This window comes from Vibrio sp. 10N.239.312.C11, from assembly GCF_041466065.1.
Classification (GTDB): Bacteria; Pseudomonadota; Gammaproteobacteria; order Enterobacterales; family Vibrionaceae; genus Vibrio; species Vibrio tasmaniensis_A.
The window spans coordinates 12,589-28,326 of sequence record NZ_JBFSRZ010000042.1; the positions used below are offsets into that span (position 1 = coordinate 12,589).

Below are 15,738 nucleotides of genomic sequence, written 5' to 3' on the forward strand. Positions count from 1 at the left end.
ATAACCAACTAGTTATTATTGTGATTATTATTATCACTAAAAGAGTAAAATAATCCCGTATAAACCCAACGCAGCAACCTGATTACTATGTTTTACTCTTGAGCCTATTCTCTAGAAACTCATTCGGCTAATACTCGTTAATGAGCTATTGCTAATGGCTGTAAGTAACTAAGCTATAGCTTTCTCAAACCCCACATCAGATACATGCCACCGATAATCGAAGCCACCAAGCCTGCCGGGATCTCTTGCGGGTACAGCCACTGTCTACCAAGCCAATCAGAGAACAACATCAGTGCCATACCAATTAACGAAGAACAGATCAGGTGCTCTTTAGCACGGCTATAACCAAACAGTCTCGCCATATGTGGAGCCATCAAACCAATAAAGCTTAATGGACCCACCACCAGTGTTGCGCTCACGGTTAAACATGCCACCAGCACCAACAATAGAATTCGAGATCTTGATACATTGATACCGAGAGATTGCGCACTCGCCTGCCCTAATGGCAACACATCCAACCATCGCGCACAGAGGAAACCTAACGAGATAAATACAACTGAAGATACCAGTAACGGAACGAGTGTTGCCTCGGTGACGTAATACGTTGACCCTGCCAACCAAGCCAGAACTTGATAACTTCTTGGGTCGCCCCCTGCCAATACAAAACTTTGCACAGCGTTCATCAGTGCCGTTATCGCAACGCCTGTTAGTAATACTCTTTCCGGTTGGAAGCCCGACTTTTGATTAAGCACGACAATGATGCCCAAAGTGCAGACCGCGCCAATAAAGCCACCGACATAAAGTCCAACCACGCTGCTTCCAAAGCCCGCAAAGATTGCGATGATCAAACCTAATGCAGTACCAGAACTGATACCAATCACTTCTGGGCTGGCCATTGGGTTGCCACTCAAACGCTGAACGATCGTACCAGCGACTGCCAACATGCTGCCCGCTAATGCCGCTGCCGTTAATCGAGGTAAACGCCATTCGAGCATTGCCCAGTCTTGAGTTTGAAATAACCAACGCCAACCTTCAGTTTGTACAGAGAACAAACTAAACACGACCAGCGACATCGCAATAAACAAGCTGGCCAATACCACTGAATGCTTGTTTAAGCGAGAAGCTACTTCCTTATGACGCGTTAATACAGTTTGTGTTTGTGACTGACTTTTCATGGACAACTTGGGCAGCAACCACAACAACAGTGGAGCACCTAACGCAGCCGTTGCAGCCCCTGTCGGGACAAACATAGACATGATGCCCGGCAACTGTTGAATAAGCAGATCGGTAAGGCTTAACAACAAGCCACCTAACAGCATAGATACCAATAACTTAGGCACTAAACGGTGCACACCCATCAAGCGTGCTAACGCAGGAGCTGCTAAACCAACGAATCCAATAACACCAACAGCACTCACAACCCAAGCCGTCAGCAAAACCGCCAAACCGAGACAAGCGACTCTTAATTTTGGTAACGAAACACCTAAGCTCTTAGCGCCCTGTTCTGATAACTGAAGCAAGCTCAGTGGTTTTACGAACAGAAACGCCATGAGAGTCGCAATCGCTAAGCGTGGAGCCAAGTACTGAATATCTTCCCACCCGGTTTGAACCAATGAACCTGCGCCCCAAATCATTAAGCCATTCAGTTTGTCTTGGTTCATCATTAACAAGACAGTACTCACAGCGCCAAAATAGAGGTTCACGACTAAGCCAGAGACAATCACGACGGTTGGAGATAAAGCACGTCGCCAAGACAAAACAAACACCAAACCAATCGTAGTTACGCCACCAACAAGCGCCACTAGCGAATAAGACCACTCTAATAACCATGGTGCGTAAAGCGTCGCTAGCATCAGAGCAAAGCTTGAGCCACTCGCGACACCTAACGTAGACGGTGAAGCCAAAGGGTTTCTGAGCACCTGTTGCATCAAGACACCCGCCACTGCCAACGCTGCGCCAGATAACAATGTCGTGAATAACCTCGGCCACCAAGCCAAATGCAGTTTCACTGAATCAGGTGAAGTGAAATCAGCGGTCCACAAGCTAGAAAGTCGGCTCAATCCGAAATGAGAGACAGATAAGTGTTGCTCTATTAACACCAATGTAGAAACCATTAAAAGAGTCAAAACACCTAACGAGAGAGCTCTCATAGCACTTCTCCTTGGTTCAATTCAGAGACAATGAAGCGCGCAAACCTTGTTGCAGAAGGTATCGCACCGAAGCTCCACACCGCTGGAACCTGTAACGCGGGGTAGCCCGACTCTTTCACAATGTATTGCCAAAACTGATTTGCTTTAAGGCTCTCTTCAGTCCCTGCTGGCATTGGCGAAATAATCACGATTTGACCTTTAACGCCAATAAGCTGATCGACACCAACCAAGCTGTAACCCCAAGCGTTGGTTTGCGCCTTCCATGCTGATTCAAGGCCAATCTTGTTTGCTGAAGCTTTGTATAGGCTGTTATCCCCAAAAACGCGAACGTGATTAGTGTCCATGAATTGCACCATCAACATTGCAGGCACATTGTTTGGTAGCTGAGTACCTAAACGACCCATTTCAGCATTCGCTTTCTGAATCAAAACTTCAGCTTGAGATTGTTTTTCAGAGACCTTTGCTAACTTTCGAGTAACCGTTTCTAGCGCTGACCAATCAACATCACCACTTCGGTACAAACCAATGGTCGTGACAGGGGCAATTTTGCTAAGTTGAGTCTCCAACGTTGAAAACATTGGAGAGAGTAATATCTTGTCCGGTTTGAGCTCATGAATGCGTTCGAGGTTTGGCTGTGTTCGTAAGCCGACATCCGCAACAGTTGACGGGATGTGAGGAGACTTTACCCACGAGTTGTAATCGGGAATTTGCGCTACCGCAATAGGAGTAACGCCCAACGCCAAAAGCGTTTCAGTGTGAGTCCAATCGATAGAAACCAATCGAGGTCGATCGTCATCATTCATCTCAGACGTATCTTGATTGGCTGACGAAAATGGAGAAAACACCAGTAAGCTAGAGATAACAACACTTGAGATAAGAGTACGTGTGACGTGCGAGCGATGTAATATTGATTGGAAACACTGTTTGAACATCATGCTGGCTCCAAATCACCGGGCATCGCGACTGGGTAGCCCGCAGAGTGTTGAGTAATGTGCATAGGCACACCATAGATATCTTTCAATATCGACTCTTTGAACACCTCATCAACCTCGCCTTCAACTAATAGCTCGCCACTATGTAAGGCAATAATATGATCGCAGAAACGTGCAGCCATGTTGATGTCGTGAATAACAATGATCACGCCAATCTCTAAGGTTTCACTCAGGCGCTTAATCAATGTCAGCATTTCAATCTGATGACCAATATCGAGCGCTGCTAAAGGCTCATCCAACAAAAGGTATTTGGTGCGTTGAGCCAACAGCATCGCAAGCCACACACGCTGGCGTTCACCACCCGATAAGGTATCCACCAAACGATCAGCGTATTGCGTTGTGTCGGTAAGTTGCATCGCCTCTTCAACGTATTGCTTATCTTTACTTGAAAGTCGACCTAATAAGCCGTGCCAAGGGTAGCGACCAAAGCTCACCAGGTCTTTGCCGGATAAACTGTCGGTTGCAGGTAAATGTTGAGGTAAGTAAGCAATTTGCTGTGCGAAGTCCTTATCAGACCATTTAGCGACCGCTTTATCTTTCAGGAAAATATCGCCTGAAGTGGCGTGCTGTTGCTTCGCTAGCAACTTTAATAAGGTCGATTTCCCCGAGCCGTTATGCCCAACCAAAGCGTAAATTTTTCCTTGCTCAAACGACACATCAAATGTCTTGAGCAATTGCTTATCCCCTACGCTAAAACCGAGTCCCTTTGCTTCGAGCATATCTTCAACCTTAAAACACATCATTCACTAAAGAATTAATGAAATACGAACATATTCATAAAATCATTAACAGACACGCTTTTATACACTTGCAAAAACGCTAACGCAAACGATTTTCATTTAGATTAAACTGAATGTCGTACTAATTTATCCCTATATTTTAGAGAGTTAGAAGCTTAATTTAGAGAAGGTAATCTGACGTTGATTCAAGATCTTGTCGCAACGAAGTTTAAGCAATTATAAAATGTGCTCATAAATCGATAGATGAGGAAGGCAGAGAGTTTCGTGGCTGTTAGGCTGTTTCCGAATATTCAGCCTAAAACGAAACGCTCACGACGTGATGATTGGGTTCGGTTTCAATCTCGACGATTGACCAACCAAGAGAAAGGTACAAAGATGCAATATTGGTGTAGGCGTACAACTTAGACGTTGAATCTTTCGAGGGTTGGGATTGATAATAGTCTGGCATTTGTTCAACAGCTCGTTTAATCAATTCACTCGCAATACCTTGGCCGCGCCATACAGGGTCAACAAACACGGCGTTGATCCACACCACATCCCGCACTTGATGAGGTTCCTGAAAATGGGAATATGCCAAGCCACCAATGACCACATTCTCGCGAAGTACTGTTATTACTTGGGGTAGTTGTACGCTGTCTTTATACGTATCTTTAAACTTGAAATCAGACCATTCGCTTTGAAATAAGCCTTCTAATTCACTCCAACAAGGTGAACTTTCATCGCAATTTCTAAAGATTACTTTCTGCATTTTTTCCGTCCTTTGAAAGGGTGTGATTCGGCTATCCTAGCCTTTTTTAATTTAAGTGTAGGTAAAGCTACTCTTCTTCGTCGTAATCGCCTGCTGGGTCTTGATTGATTTCTTCGCCGCATCCTAGGCATTCACCTTGTAGATCGGTAGGCATCACAATAATCAAACCACAATGCGGGCATAAATCACCTTGTTGAAACATTCTGTTATTCCTTCTACGTCACAGCTATTGCTTCGGATACTTTTGCTTACTCGCTTCTAACCAGTCATGGATGACTTGGCGAGCCGACTCCGATGGCGGTGCATTTCGTTTCCCACAAATCTGGTCAATTTCAAACGGAAAGGCTTTGCTTGTAACACGACGTAGGCCAATGGTTAAGCGCTGAGGCTTAAGCATTCGAAATACCACATAGCGGTCGCTCATGATTCGATTGTGATAAACGCCAATACAATGTTTTTGTTCCATGCCTTCTTTTTCAAGGTCGTAATAATCAGTAAGCGGATGAATATTGTCATTACCGAGTAAAGGAATTGGATAAGGGATGTCCATGTCCACAGGGCGATTCCCTTCTAGACGGCGTAACTGACGCTGTTCTGTCCATCTATCATGCAGTTGCTCAAACATAGCAAAGGAATTTTGACTGGTGATGGTACGCAATGGATCGTCCATCTCCAAATCTTGACCCAGTAAAATCGCGTCTTGGAACATGGCCATCTTTGAAGGCGCATTGAGCCTTCCCTCTTCAATCATTGCAATACCTAATCGACTGCCGGTTAAAAACGGATGAACCTGATCCAAACGCAGCGCTGTGTAGCCTACTTTAGAGTAATGTTTGAATTTGAGCACACGTCTTTGCAGCGGCTCGAGAATGCGAACAATGTGGTCAAGCTCATCACCGATGTCGTAATGCAGCTCTAGCTTATCGATAAATTTAAGGGTCGCTTTACTACTGTCTAAGCCCAATTTGGCTAAGATTCTCTTTTGTCCTAGGCGACTCAGTTCCAATGCTTTCTTGTTATCGACACTGTGTTTCATGCAGATTAACGCCAAGATAACCGGTCGTAATTCGAGCAGTTGAGCCGCCTCATAAGTGTTCGCAGCTAACCAAAGCATTTGATATTGATACTCGGGAAAATCATCAGTGATTTCACGATAACGAGCAGGTAACGAATCTAACCAACGACCATTTACATCAAATTGTTCAACGAGGTTGAGACTTAAACCAATACCACCATCGAGCGGGCGTCGACCATCTTCAAACACATGAAAGCCCACGAGCTTTTGTGACCAATCTCGGATCTCAATATCGTAGTCGAAACCTAACGTCCTAGTGGGAATGGTGAGTAGTGCTGTCATTGATGCCTCTTCGTTATTGGCGCATTAAACCGTAAAGCCTATCTAACAGAATAAGCTAGCGCTTCAACCACTATAACAACCTTTTGTAAATTTCTTATCAATCAAAGCGATATAAATACGATAGTGCTTAGAAGAACATTGAATGATGATTTTATGCAATATGAGATCTCTTCGATATCATTTGTGCTAACAAAAACTATGCTTGTTATATAACTGATAACACGAGGCTTTAATTATGGAATACCGACATATTCTGGTCGCTGTTGAAATGTCCGACGACACTAAGATTCTGATTGATCGAGCGACCTTCTTCGCAAACAAACTAGAGGCTGGCATTTCGTTTGTTTATATCGACGGCACGCATGGAGAGATTTACCCTGAACTCGTTGATATTCAGGGAAATGAAGGCGATCTACCCATCAATGAAGATTCCGTTAAACATTTGAAAGAGTTTGAGGCCTACGCTAAACACCCAATCAAGCACATATTCGTGGGAACGGGAGATTTGAATGACAAGCTCAAAAATACCATCGAGGTAAATGGCGTTGACCTACTGCTATGTGGTCATCACCATGATTTTTGGCATAAAATTATTTCCCATTCGAAACAGATCATCGACACATCTCCAGTGGACATTCTAATCGTTCCAATGGATTAGATACTACCGTTCGAACTTTAAAACTTCCTGCATTGCCAGCCTCTATCGGTATTATTGGTTGGCTTACATCCCCTCTTATTTACCCCAATCCAACTATCACCCACTTGCTAATTTCATTTGTGATCTTGTCGGCTTATCAACTCGTAAGCGTCTAATAATTAAAAAATTACGAGTGTAAGTAATGAAAAAGATTGGTCTCTATCTTTTTACAAACGACTTAAGAATCAACGACAATCAATTGCTCCATTGCGCTGCGCAGAGCGTCGATAAACTCATTTTTGTGATTGTCGAACCCACTTTGGTTCGTTTCTCTGCTGATTTCGCGAAAGAACAAAGTTATGGCGCGCATCGCCAGACCTTTGTTTCACAATCGATAACTCACCTAGAATCGAATTTAGTTAAGTTTGGTCAGCAACTTGTCGTGATTCACAGTAATCATTTAGAACCAGACGCAGCTGAGCAAACACTCAGCCAAATCATTGCTACACAACACGTCACCCATTTTTTCGCCAATGCACATTGCGGTTACGATGAGCGACTATTGATTCGATCAATACAAAGTCGTCACCCTGACTTAATAACATGTTTGCCACACCACTCGACCTTGTTTGACTCACATGAGATGCCGTTTGAATTATCAAAAGTCCCGAGCTCGTTTACCAAATTTAGAAAGCTAGTCGAACACTTGGACGTTAATGGCGGTGAGACGGGTATTGCACACCTTCCACCGCCAGTGACACCAACATTGACACCAGCACAAACAACGGCTATCCCAATATTCAGTTCTCCAAATGTAGAAAGAGCAGTAACAAACGATTACTTGGGTGGCGAAGACGCAGGACTAGCGCATTTAGATAACTACTTCTCACATGATTACGCCCTTAACTACAAGCAGACTCGAAACGCATTTGACGGCATCGAGAACTCGACCAAGTTTTCACCGTGGCTCGCTTTAGGTTGCATTTCACCAAAAACAATCTGCCGACACCTAACGCGCTTTGAGTCTCATCACGGTTCCAATGACTCAACCTACTGGATCTATTTCGAGCTGTTGTGGCGAGAGTATTTTTATTGGAAGAGCATGTCGTTGAAGGGATCGTTATTTACAGGCTCATCCACAAACCCCGTTACAACAGAAAATAGCACTCATTCAGCAAGCCTTAATTTTTCCAAGTGGAAGAGCGGTAACACCAACTACCCGATTGTCGATGCATGCATGCGCCAGCTTAACGCGACTGGCTACATGTCCAATCGCGGAAGGCAGTTAGCCGCAAGCTGTTTGACCTATGAACTAGGGATCGATTGGCGTCACGGCGCAGCCTATTTTGAGAGCCAACTTATCGACTATGACGTGGCATCAAACTGGGGCAATTGGGCTTACATAGCCGGAGCCCTGAACTCTCAGGTAAACACCCAAACCAACAAACAAAAGAATGCCAACCAAGCACAACCCAAATCACACCATTTCGACTTGGCTAGGCAGACCGATATGTATGATCCAGACCATATATTTATCAATAAGTGGAATGCGAGCAGCAAAGAACTTGTCTTAACCAACAATCAGGATGTGTTATGAATTTCAAAACCGTGCGCCTTGTCTTAGGTGACCAACTCAATATCCAACACTCTTGGTTTCAACAGGTTGATGACGAGGTCATTTACATCATCGCTGAACTCAAGCAAGAGACTGACTACGTTGCATCGCACATCCAAAAGGTGGCCGCTTTTTTCTTGGCAATGGGCTATTTTGCCGATGAACTCAAACAACAAGGTCATCAGGTACTCCACTTAACTCTTGATGACACGACTCAATTTGAAAATCTCGATGCGCTATTGCAGCACTATGTCCACGAATTCGGCGCTGAGAAATTCGAATATCAAAGGCCAGATGAATATCGCCTTTTAGAGCAGATGAACAAGCTAAAGCTCACTAATGCGACCAAAGGTTGTTGTGATACGGAACACTTCCTCTTTCCATTCGAAGAGATAGAACAACAGTTTCCGAAAAACAAACACATCATGATGGAACATTTCTATCGCCGAATGAGAAAGCGCTTCGACATTTTGCTAGAAGACGGAAAGCCCGTTGGTGGAAAATGGAATTACGATGCGAGCAATCGAAAGAAACTCAAGAAACAAGACATTGAAAGCCTGCCTCAACCTCTGATGTTTGCCAACGACATTTCCGCGATTTTAGAACGCATCGAGCGTCATCAAGTTCAAACCATTGGTGAAGTTGGCGACCAATTATTATGGCCAGTTAACCGCGCACAAAGCTTGTCTCTGCTCGCTCATTTCTGCCAAGTCTGCTTACCGTTATTTGGGCAGTTTCAAGATGCGATGACGACAGAACACGATTCAAAATGGAGCTTGTATCATAGCCGCCTCTCCTTTTCGGTGAACAGTAAACTGCTAAGCCCCCAAGAAGTGATTGATGCTGCGCTGTCGGCTTATCAAGCCTCTTCTAAGATAAACACACCCACTATCGACATTGCACAAGTCGAAGGGTTTGTACGCCAAATACTGGGGTGGCGTGAGTACATACGCGCCGTCTATTGGGCGAATATGCCTGCTTACGCCAGCAAAAACCATTACTCAGCAAACAATAACCTGCCCCATTACTTTTGGGACGGACAAACCAAGATGAACTGCATGAAGCATGCGATTGACCAGTCTCTTGAGTTTGCTTACGCGCACCACATCCAAAGGTTAATGATCACTGGCAACTTCTGTTTAATCACAGGCATAAAACCTGACCAAGTCGACAGTTGGTACCTTGGTATTTACGTCGACGCAATTGAGTGGGTTGAAATGCCAAATACGCGAGGTATGGCACTGTTTGCGGATGGCGGGATCGTCGGAACCAAACCATACTCTGCCAGCGGTTCCTATATCAACCGCATGAGCGACTACTGCAAAGGTTGTCACTACAAGATAAAAGAACGCAGCGGCGAACAATCTTGCCCTTTCAATAGCTTGTATTGGCGCTTTATGAACCAGCACCGCGATGCGTTAAACCGCAACCCACGCATGGGCATGTTATATCGCTCTTGGGACAACATGGACGAGCAGTCACAACAAGCGATTCTCGATACCGCTGAACAACGAATCACAAACTTGGAGAACTTATAATGGTGGAGCAACTCAGATTACACATATTGGTGGTCGGTGGGAGCGGCGGTATTGGTTTCGCTGTGGTTAAACACCTATTATCTGAGCTCTCTCGGTTTGATTTTCTTGATGTGCATGTAGACGCGACTTACCACTCTCAACAGCCGGAACTAGAAAACAATCGCTTGAGCTGGCACAAAGTCGATGCCACCGACGAAGCTGATATTAAGCGCTTGAGTTCTGAGTTTGAACAACTTGATTGGCTGATCAACTGCGTGGGTATGCTCCACACTCCAGATCTTGGACCGGAAAAGAACTTGTCGTCCATCGACCCTGAATTTTTTCTGAAAAACATCTCTGTAAATACTCTACCCAGCTTGTTATTGGCAAAGCACTTCACGCCGATACTTAGAACGAGTGACAATCCAAAATTTGCTGTGGTATCCGCAAAGGTAGGTAGCATTTCAGACAACAGATTAGGCGGCTGGTATAGCTATCGTTCATCGAAAGCAGCCCTCAACATGTTCATCAAAACCATGTCGATCGAATGGCAACGAACCATTAAGAAAGGCACCGTGTTGGCTCTGCACCCGGGCACAACAGATACGGCTCTGTCGAAGCCTTTCCAGACCAATGTTCCTGAAGGCAAGTTGTTTGAGTCTAGCTATGTCGCCCATCAATTAGTCGATATCATTCGCACTGCGACACCGGACAAAAGTGGGCACTTCCACGCTTACGATGGCGAGCAGTTAAATTGGTAGTTAATACGAGTGGCCGTCTTTCATTAGTGAAAAAAAGAAAACCCAACAGAGTTGAGGCTCCATTGGGTTTTTATTTAGAAAGAACGCCTCTGTTTTAAAAGGCGTTTGGTTGATATCTAGCTAAAGACCAAAACTGATCATCTCGATTACTCAGCCCAATTGAACTTAGTATCGTCAACACCTTCTTTCTCTTCTTTCGCTCGCTCGCGTCGATGTTGTTCTTCAATTCGCGCAGCGTCTATCTCTTGCATGATGGCTTCGATATCAGCCAAGTCGTCGGTTTCCGTAAACTCACCCGTCAGTTTGCTGTCTGGCTTCAAGTCGCCTTTCTCGTACAGCGCCCACATTTCCTTGGCATACTCGGTTTTCGCCAATTCAGGAGCAAACTGAGCGTAGTAGTCACGGATGTTATTGATGTCACGAGCCAGCATCCACTCAGCGTTGTTGTTCGCAGAAGCATCAACCGCTTGTGGTAAATCGATAATCACCGGGCCATATTCATCCACCAATACGTTGAACTCAGACAAGTCACCATGGATCAAACCGACACACAACATTTTAACTACGTAAGTCATCATCACAGCGTGGTCTTCGATCGCCTGCTCTGCTGACATGACGACATCGTTCAAACGTGGTGCAACATAACCATCATCGTCAGTGACCAGTTCCATAAGCAGCACGCCATCAAAACAACCGTAAGGGACAGGCACACGTACGCCCGCTTCTGCCAATTTATATAAGGCATCCACTTCAGCACTTTGCCAAACCTTTTCTTGTTGCTCGCGACCGAAACCAGAGCCTTTTTCCATCGCTCTAGCGCGGCGGCTATTGCGGACTTTTCGCCCTTCTCGATATGCCGTTGCTTTTTTAAAGCTACGTTGGCTTATTTCCTTGTACACCTTGGCACAACGGATCGTATCACCACAGCGTACTATGTACACTGACGCTTCTTTGCCACTCATGAGTTGGCTTTTCACCTCGTCGACTAAACCATCGTCAACTAAAGGCTGTATTCTTTTAGGTATCTTCATGTCGTCTTTATACATGAGTTACCTGACAGATAAAATATTAACTCGTTAAATGAGTGGTTATTCTCAATAGATTCTTAAATGAAGGGAGATTATGTGGGTTTTGTCTTATGGCGACGACAACGTTCAGAGCAATAAATCACCTCTTCCCAACAGCGTTGCCACTTTTTACGCCATGAGAATGGTTTGAGGCAAACGGGACATGTCTTGGTGGGTAGAAGTTGTTTCTTGTGCATGACCGCTTCCTTGTCGATGAATCCATTAACCTATTCGTTGAAGAGAGATTCCCTATTACGCTCGTTCCTGACTTTAAGGAGTGATGGCGAAGTGATTTATGGCAACTCCCGACTTCGTCATCCTCGAGAAGGAGGGACGACTGAGTCGGGGATCTGCTGTATCAATGGCAAAGCTAGATTCCCTATTGGGTTCGTACCTCACTTTAGGGAATGACGATAATGAATACAGCTAAATCTAAGTCACAACCTTATACTGCTTCTCCATCTCACTGACACCTAAGCCAGAGTGTTTTGTTACTTTAAGCTGAACAGGCACTCGCTCTTTCAGTGCTTCAACGTGACTGATGACGCCAATCATCTTGCCTGACGCATTCAGGTTATCGAGCGCGTTTAGGGCAATGTCCAATGTGTCGCTATCCAGCGTGCCGAAACCTTCATCCAAGAACAGAGAATCAATACTGGTTTTGTAGCTCACAAGATCAGAAAGCGCTAATGCCAACGCCAAGCTCACCAAGAAGCTTTCGCCACCGGATAACGTCTTGGTATCACGCATCACATCGCCCTGCCATGTGTCGAGCACTTGAAGTTCTAAGCCATCATCGGCTTTACGTTTTAGCTCATAACGACCATGTAAACGCTGTAGCTGCTTGTTCGCCAAATACACCAAGTTTTCCAGAGTTAAACCTTGGGCAAACTTACGAAATTTATCGCCGTTCTTAGAACCGATAAGTGAGTTCAGACGTGAGATATCATCAAACTCGACCTGCTGTTCGTCGATCTGCTTGAACAGATCTTGCTGATTACTGCGGTTCTGGCTATCCGTTTCAAGATTGGCAGAAATTGCGCCGATCTTTGTCGCATGGCTTTGTTGTGCGTTTTGGCATTCAGTAGTTGCTTCTTCAACTTGCTGTTGGTCTTGCTCTTGCCATGCTTTCGCATTTACGTGGTTTTGTAGTTCCACTTGCGTCGCTTTGGCGGTATTCAACCTTGCTTGTGCACTGACAATCGCTTCGTCTAAAGACTTCTTCAGGCTTTGAAGTTGAGTTCTAACCTCCTCATCCAACAACGCCGCTTCAAAATTTACCTCATCTTCGAATGGGCTCGTTTTCAGTGCTTCTAACCAAGCATTCGACGCTTGTGTGTAACTTGACTGCTTGCTAGTCAACTCTTCAGAGAAGCTAATGTGTTTGGTTTGCTCAGTTCGATGTTCCAGCTCGGAGCGGTTAAGCACCAACTGCGCGGCATCAAATGCATTTACCGCTTCGGTGACTTTTTTCTTCATCGCATTGCTGGTGGCTTGAATGTCTTTGTCACCAAACAACTCTGTTCTTTCAGCACTAATACGAGTCAACTCTAACACTAGAGACTCACTCTGTTGCGTGAGTGTCGCGAGCTCTTTCTCAACACTGCTTAGCTTGTCATCTAAGGTTTTCAGTTCGGCATTTTGAGTAATCAGCTGCTTTTCAATATCGGCCTGTTGCTGTTTGGTTTGCTGCCATGTGCTTGATGCTTGCGATTTCGCAGTAAACCAATCATCAATATGTTCAAGTTCAGGCGCTTCGATAGCCGTTTGAACAATGCTCTCTTTCAGAGCGTTCCATTGCTGTTCTTTTGTTTGAGCTATCTGAGCCACTTGTTCGTTCGTGCTGTGATTTTGCTTATTCAGATCCGCTAAGCGTTGCTCGGCCAACTCGAGATTAGACTGCGCCTTGTCAGCCATAACACTTGCAGACAAGCGTTGTTTCTCAGCTTCGGCATAGTGTGCTTTCGCATCAGCCAACGCTTTGAGTTGCTGTGAGCTCTGACTTAGTTGAACTTCACACTGCTGAGCAAAGGTCGCGACTATAGCTTCATAGCCTAAATCGTTAATCGTTAGCAACGCCAATTCAGGAGCAGTGCCAACGAAATCCGATAAGCTCTGTTGAAGCTTGCCGACAACGCCTTGCCAATTCAGTTGAGCTTGTTGAATATCCGCTTGCGCACGTTGAATGTCATCGTTAAGCGCTGCAACCATAGGGGCAAGAGAATCTAATTGCTGACGATGCTCTTGGCCTTCTTTCTGAATCGCTGCTAATTGTTGTTCCTCAAGCTCTTTCTGGGCATTCAAATCCTTCGAACTTTGTGATTGTTCGATCGCATGGTCTGTTGAACCACACAATGGACAATCCATACCTGGCTTCAATGACGCTCGGTATTTCGCAAGGTCACCTTCTTGATCAATTAAGCGAATTAAACGTTCAAGTGAGGTCTTTTTTTCTTGGTATCGCTCGACTAACACTTCACGTTCTTTCGAAAGCTTGTCGACCAATTGGGTGTTGGTCTGATGTGCCTGTGTTTTTGCGTGCAGCTGTTGTTGGGCATTTAGGAAACCACGATTGATCTCGAGTAATGAGTGCGTATTGCGATTCCAAAACTCCAACAGATCTTTTTGCGCATTCAATACTTGTTCGCTGGTGTTGCCTTGCAATGCTTCCCACTGTTGCTTTGCACTACTCTCTAACACAACCAATTCACTTAAAGTTTTGTCTTGCGTTGCTTTGGCTTGTTGCGCACTTTTGATAACCGCTTGCTGAGCATCAAGAGCCGACAAAGCTTGCTTAGCCGAGTTTAACTGTTCTGCATGTTGACGCTCTAGCGTACGAACTTGCTCAACTTTGGCTTGCCACTGACCTAAGTATTTTTCCAGATGTTGGTCAGCTTGATGTGTATTTAAGTACTCAGTGCTGAGTTGATCTTGTTGCTTCAGTGCATCAATTTTTTGGACTAAAACAATCTGTTGATTACGCTGTTGCGTGTGTTGCTCGTTTAGCGTATTTGCTGCATTAACGGCCGCAGTTTGCTTATCTTTGAGTACGGTAATTTGGTTGTCTAGCGGACGTACGAGATCGATGATCTTCTCTTGATCTTGTTGCTCGGCTTTAACCTGTTCGACAATTGCACTGCTTTGAGTCAGTTGAGTTTGCGCGTCTTGCTTCTCTACATCACGAAGGGCAAGTAACTTGGTGCTGTTATCTAAGTGAGCTTGAGTAGTGTTCACCTCTTGTTCGCAACGCTTTAAATCTTTGTGCATTGGGCGCAGCTTTTCAGCCGGCTCACTGTTTGCCAAGCGCTCTAATGAAGGTTGGTTACGGCCTAGTTCATCTTGAGCGGTTTTACAATCGTGCTCACTGGTTGCAATAGTTTGCTGAGCTTTGGTCACGTCTTTCCACCAGCTTAGATGCGCTTGCCACTCTTTTAACTGCTCAGCTAATCGCTTCTGTTCGGTTTCTAACGTTTCACGCTCTGCGGTTAGCTCTTGGATTTGCTCTTCAGACAGTAAGCTAACCCCTTCAGCTTTCGCTTTTAGGTGGTTGAGTGATTCTTCGCTCGATTTGAAGTGGTCGTATATACGCTCTGAAATCAGGCTATAAATTTCGGTACCCGTAAGCTCTTCCAATAACTCGGCACGGTCGTTAGCGTTGGCATTCAAGAAAGCAGCAAACTCACCTTGCGACAGCATGATAGATTTAGTAAATCGTGAAAAGTCCAAACCGGTCACGGTCTCAACCATCTTAATTTTCTTAGTGAGCTGCGTTTCTAATACAGCATCACTATCAGCATCCGCAAATTCACAGGTTGGTGTCTGCAGCGCACCGTCGTGTTTTCCGCGCGCTCTCTTATGATGAAAATTAGAACGGTAAGTTTTACCCTTCACTTCAAATTCAATCTCAGCGAAACACTCACCGGTACCGCGCGTCATTAGCTCGTTGGTGCCTTTAGCGATACTTTTCAAACGTGGTGTTCGGTGGAACAGTGCCAAACAAATCGCATCAAGAATCGTTGTCTTACCCGCACCCGTTGGGCCGGTGATCGCAAACAGACCATTTTCTGCAAACGGTGACTGAGTAAAGTCGAGCTTCCAACGACCTTTCAGAGAGTTCAGGTTTTCAAATTCTAGGCTTAAAATCTTCATATTCG

13 protein-coding genes are annotated in these 15,738 nt (G+C 45.0%); 4 read left to right on the forward strand and 9 right to left on the reverse strand.

The features are described from left to right. Positions 1-173: 173 nt before the first annotated feature. From fhuB to AB6D07_RS16700, 6 genes are all read right to left on the reverse strand, one after another. Complete coding sequence (gene fhuB, locus AB6D07_RS16675) at positions 174-2,150, reverse strand: Fe(3+)-hydroxamate ABC transporter permease FhuB (RefSeq protein WP_017104361.1); 1,977 nt, start codon at positions 2,148-2,150, stop codon at positions 174-176. Beyond that, positions 2,147-3,085 carry an ABC transporter substrate-binding protein gene (locus AB6D07_RS16680; RefSeq protein WP_017104362.1) on the reverse strand — a complete coding sequence of 313 codons (939 nt, stop codon included), beginning with the start codon at positions 3,083-3,085 and terminating at the stop codon, positions 2,147-2,149. The genes fhuB and AB6D07_RS16680 overlap by 4 nt, the downstream gene beginning before the upstream one ends. Further along, a complete protein-coding gene (locus AB6D07_RS16685; protein ID WP_020477224.1) occupies positions 3,082-3,861 on the reverse strand; it encodes an ABC transporter ATP-binding protein in 780 nt (259 codons plus the stop codon). Before AB6D07_RS16685 ends, AB6D07_RS16680 begins: the two co-directional genes overlap by 4 nt. 316 nt (positions 3,862-4,177) lie before the next feature. Beyond that, on the reverse strand, positions 4,178-4,630 hold the full coding sequence (locus AB6D07_RS16690; protein ID WP_017104364.1) for a GNAT family N-acetyltransferase: 453 nt from the start codon (positions 4,628-4,630) through the stop codon (positions 4,178-4,180). Between the two features lie 67 nt (positions 4,631-4,697). Then, positions 4,698-4,832, reverse strand: coding sequence for a hypothetical protein (locus AB6D07_RS16695; RefSeq protein WP_017104365.1), 135 nt, complete (start codon positions 4,830-4,832; stop codon positions 4,698-4,700). Positions 4,833-4,856: 24 nt separating this feature from the next. Then, positions 4,857-5,987 (reverse strand): PcfJ domain-containing protein, encoded by a 1,131-nt coding sequence (locus tag AB6D07_RS16700; protein WP_017104366.1) that lies wholly within the window; start codon positions 5,985-5,987, stop codon positions 4,857-4,859. Between the two features lie 235 nt (positions 5,988-6,222). Between AB6D07_RS16700 and AB6D07_RS16705 the strand changes: the two genes are divergently transcribed. The 4 genes from AB6D07_RS16705 (at position 6,223) to AB6D07_RS16720 (ending at position 10,517) form a co-directional block, all read left to right on the forward strand. Beyond that, positions 6,223-6,645: a universal stress protein gene (locus AB6D07_RS16705; RefSeq protein WP_012604051.1), complete on the forward strand. Its 423-nt coding sequence runs from the start codon at positions 6,223-6,225 to the stop codon at positions 6,643-6,645. A 181-nt stretch (positions 6,646-6,826) separates the two neighbouring features. Next, a complete protein-coding gene (locus tag AB6D07_RS16710; RefSeq protein WP_372140735.1) occupies positions 6,827-8,221 on the forward strand; it encodes a DASH family cryptochrome in 1,395 nt (464 codons plus the stop codon). Beyond that, positions 8,218-9,777: a cryptochrome/photolyase family protein gene (locus AB6D07_RS16715; protein ID WP_017104368.1), complete on the forward strand. Its 1,560-nt coding sequence runs from the start codon at positions 8,218-8,220 to the stop codon at positions 9,775-9,777. Before AB6D07_RS16710 ends, AB6D07_RS16715 begins: the two co-directional genes overlap by 4 nt. After that, positions 9,777-10,517, forward strand: coding sequence for an SDR family oxidoreductase (locus AB6D07_RS16720; protein ID WP_017104369.1), 741 nt, complete (start codon positions 9,777-9,779; stop codon positions 10,515-10,517). The genes AB6D07_RS16715 and AB6D07_RS16720 overlap by 1 nt, the downstream gene beginning before the upstream one ends. A gap of 146 nt (positions 10,518-10,663) precedes the next feature. Here AB6D07_RS16720 and AB6D07_RS16725 read toward each other — a convergent pair whose 3' ends face one another. From AB6D07_RS16725 to AB6D07_RS16735, 3 genes are all read right to left on the reverse strand, one after another. Further along, positions 10,664-11,548: a PA4780 family RIO1-like protein kinase gene (locus tag AB6D07_RS16725; RefSeq protein ID WP_081324630.1), complete on the reverse strand. Its 885-nt coding sequence runs from the start codon at positions 11,546-11,548 to the stop codon at positions 10,664-10,666. 89 nt (positions 11,549-11,637) lie between these two features. Continuing rightward, a complete protein-coding gene (locus AB6D07_RS16730; protein WP_017104371.1) occupies positions 11,638-11,781 on the reverse strand; it encodes a DUF2256 domain-containing protein in 144 nt (47 codons plus the stop codon). Between the two features lie 235 nt (positions 11,782-12,016). Beyond that, the gene (locus AB6D07_RS16735; protein ID WP_372091879.1) at positions 12,017-15,733 is read right to left on the reverse strand and encodes an AAA family ATPase; all 3,717 of its coding nucleotides are present in this window, start codon (positions 15,731-15,733) and stop codon (positions 12,017-12,019) included. Between the last annotated feature and the right edge of the window lie 5 nt (positions 15,734-15,738).

Bases quoted from the DNA above. Each gene is read 5' to 3' on its own strand.
- fhuB (WP_017104361.1), bottom strand. From the start codon at position 2,150: ATGAGAGCTCTCTCGTTAGGTGTTTTGACTCTTTTAATGGTTTCTACA.
- AB6D07_RS16680 (WP_017104362.1), bottom strand. From the start codon at position 3,085: ATGATGTTCAAACAGTGTTTCCAATCAATATTACATCGCTCGCACGTC.
- AB6D07_RS16685 (WP_020477224.1), bottom strand. From the start codon at position 3,861: ATGCTCGAAGCAAAGGGACTCGGTTTTAGCGTAGGGGATAAGCAATTG.
- AB6D07_RS16690 (WP_017104364.1), bottom strand. From the start codon at position 4,630: ATGCAGAAAGTAATCTTTAGAAATTGCGATGAAAGTTCACCTTGTTGG.
- AB6D07_RS16695 (WP_017104365.1), bottom strand. From the start codon at position 4,832: ATGTTTCAACAAGGTGATTTATGCCCGCATTGTGGTTTGATTATTGTG.
- AB6D07_RS16700 (WP_017104366.1), bottom strand. From the start codon at position 5,987: ATGACAGCACTACTCACCATTCCCACTAGGACGTTAGGTTTCGACTAC.
- AB6D07_RS16705 (WP_012604051.1), top strand. From the start codon at position 6,223: ATGGAATACCGACATATTCTGGTCGCTGTTGAAATGTCCGACGACACT.
- AB6D07_RS16710 (WP_372140735.1), top strand. From the start codon at position 6,827: ATGAAAAAGATTGGTCTCTATCTTTTTACAAACGACTTAAGAATCAAC.
- AB6D07_RS16715 (WP_017104368.1), top strand. From the start codon at position 8,218: ATGAATTTCAAAACCGTGCGCCTTGTCTTAGGTGACCAACTCAATATC.
- AB6D07_RS16720 (WP_017104369.1), top strand. From the start codon at position 9,777: ATGGTGGAGCAACTCAGATTACACATATTGGTGGTCGGTGGGAGCGGC.
- AB6D07_RS16725 (WP_081324630.1), bottom strand. From the start codon at position 11,548: ATGAAGATACCTAAAAGAATACAGCCTTTAGTTGACGATGGTTTAGTC.
- AB6D07_RS16730 (WP_017104371.1), bottom strand. From the start codon at position 11,781: ATGCACAAGAAACAACTTCTACCCACCAAGACATGTCCCGTTTGCCTC.
- AB6D07_RS16735 (WP_372091879.1), bottom strand. From the start codon at position 15,733: ATGAAGATTTTAAGCCTAGAATTTGAAAACCTGAACTCTCTGAAAGGT.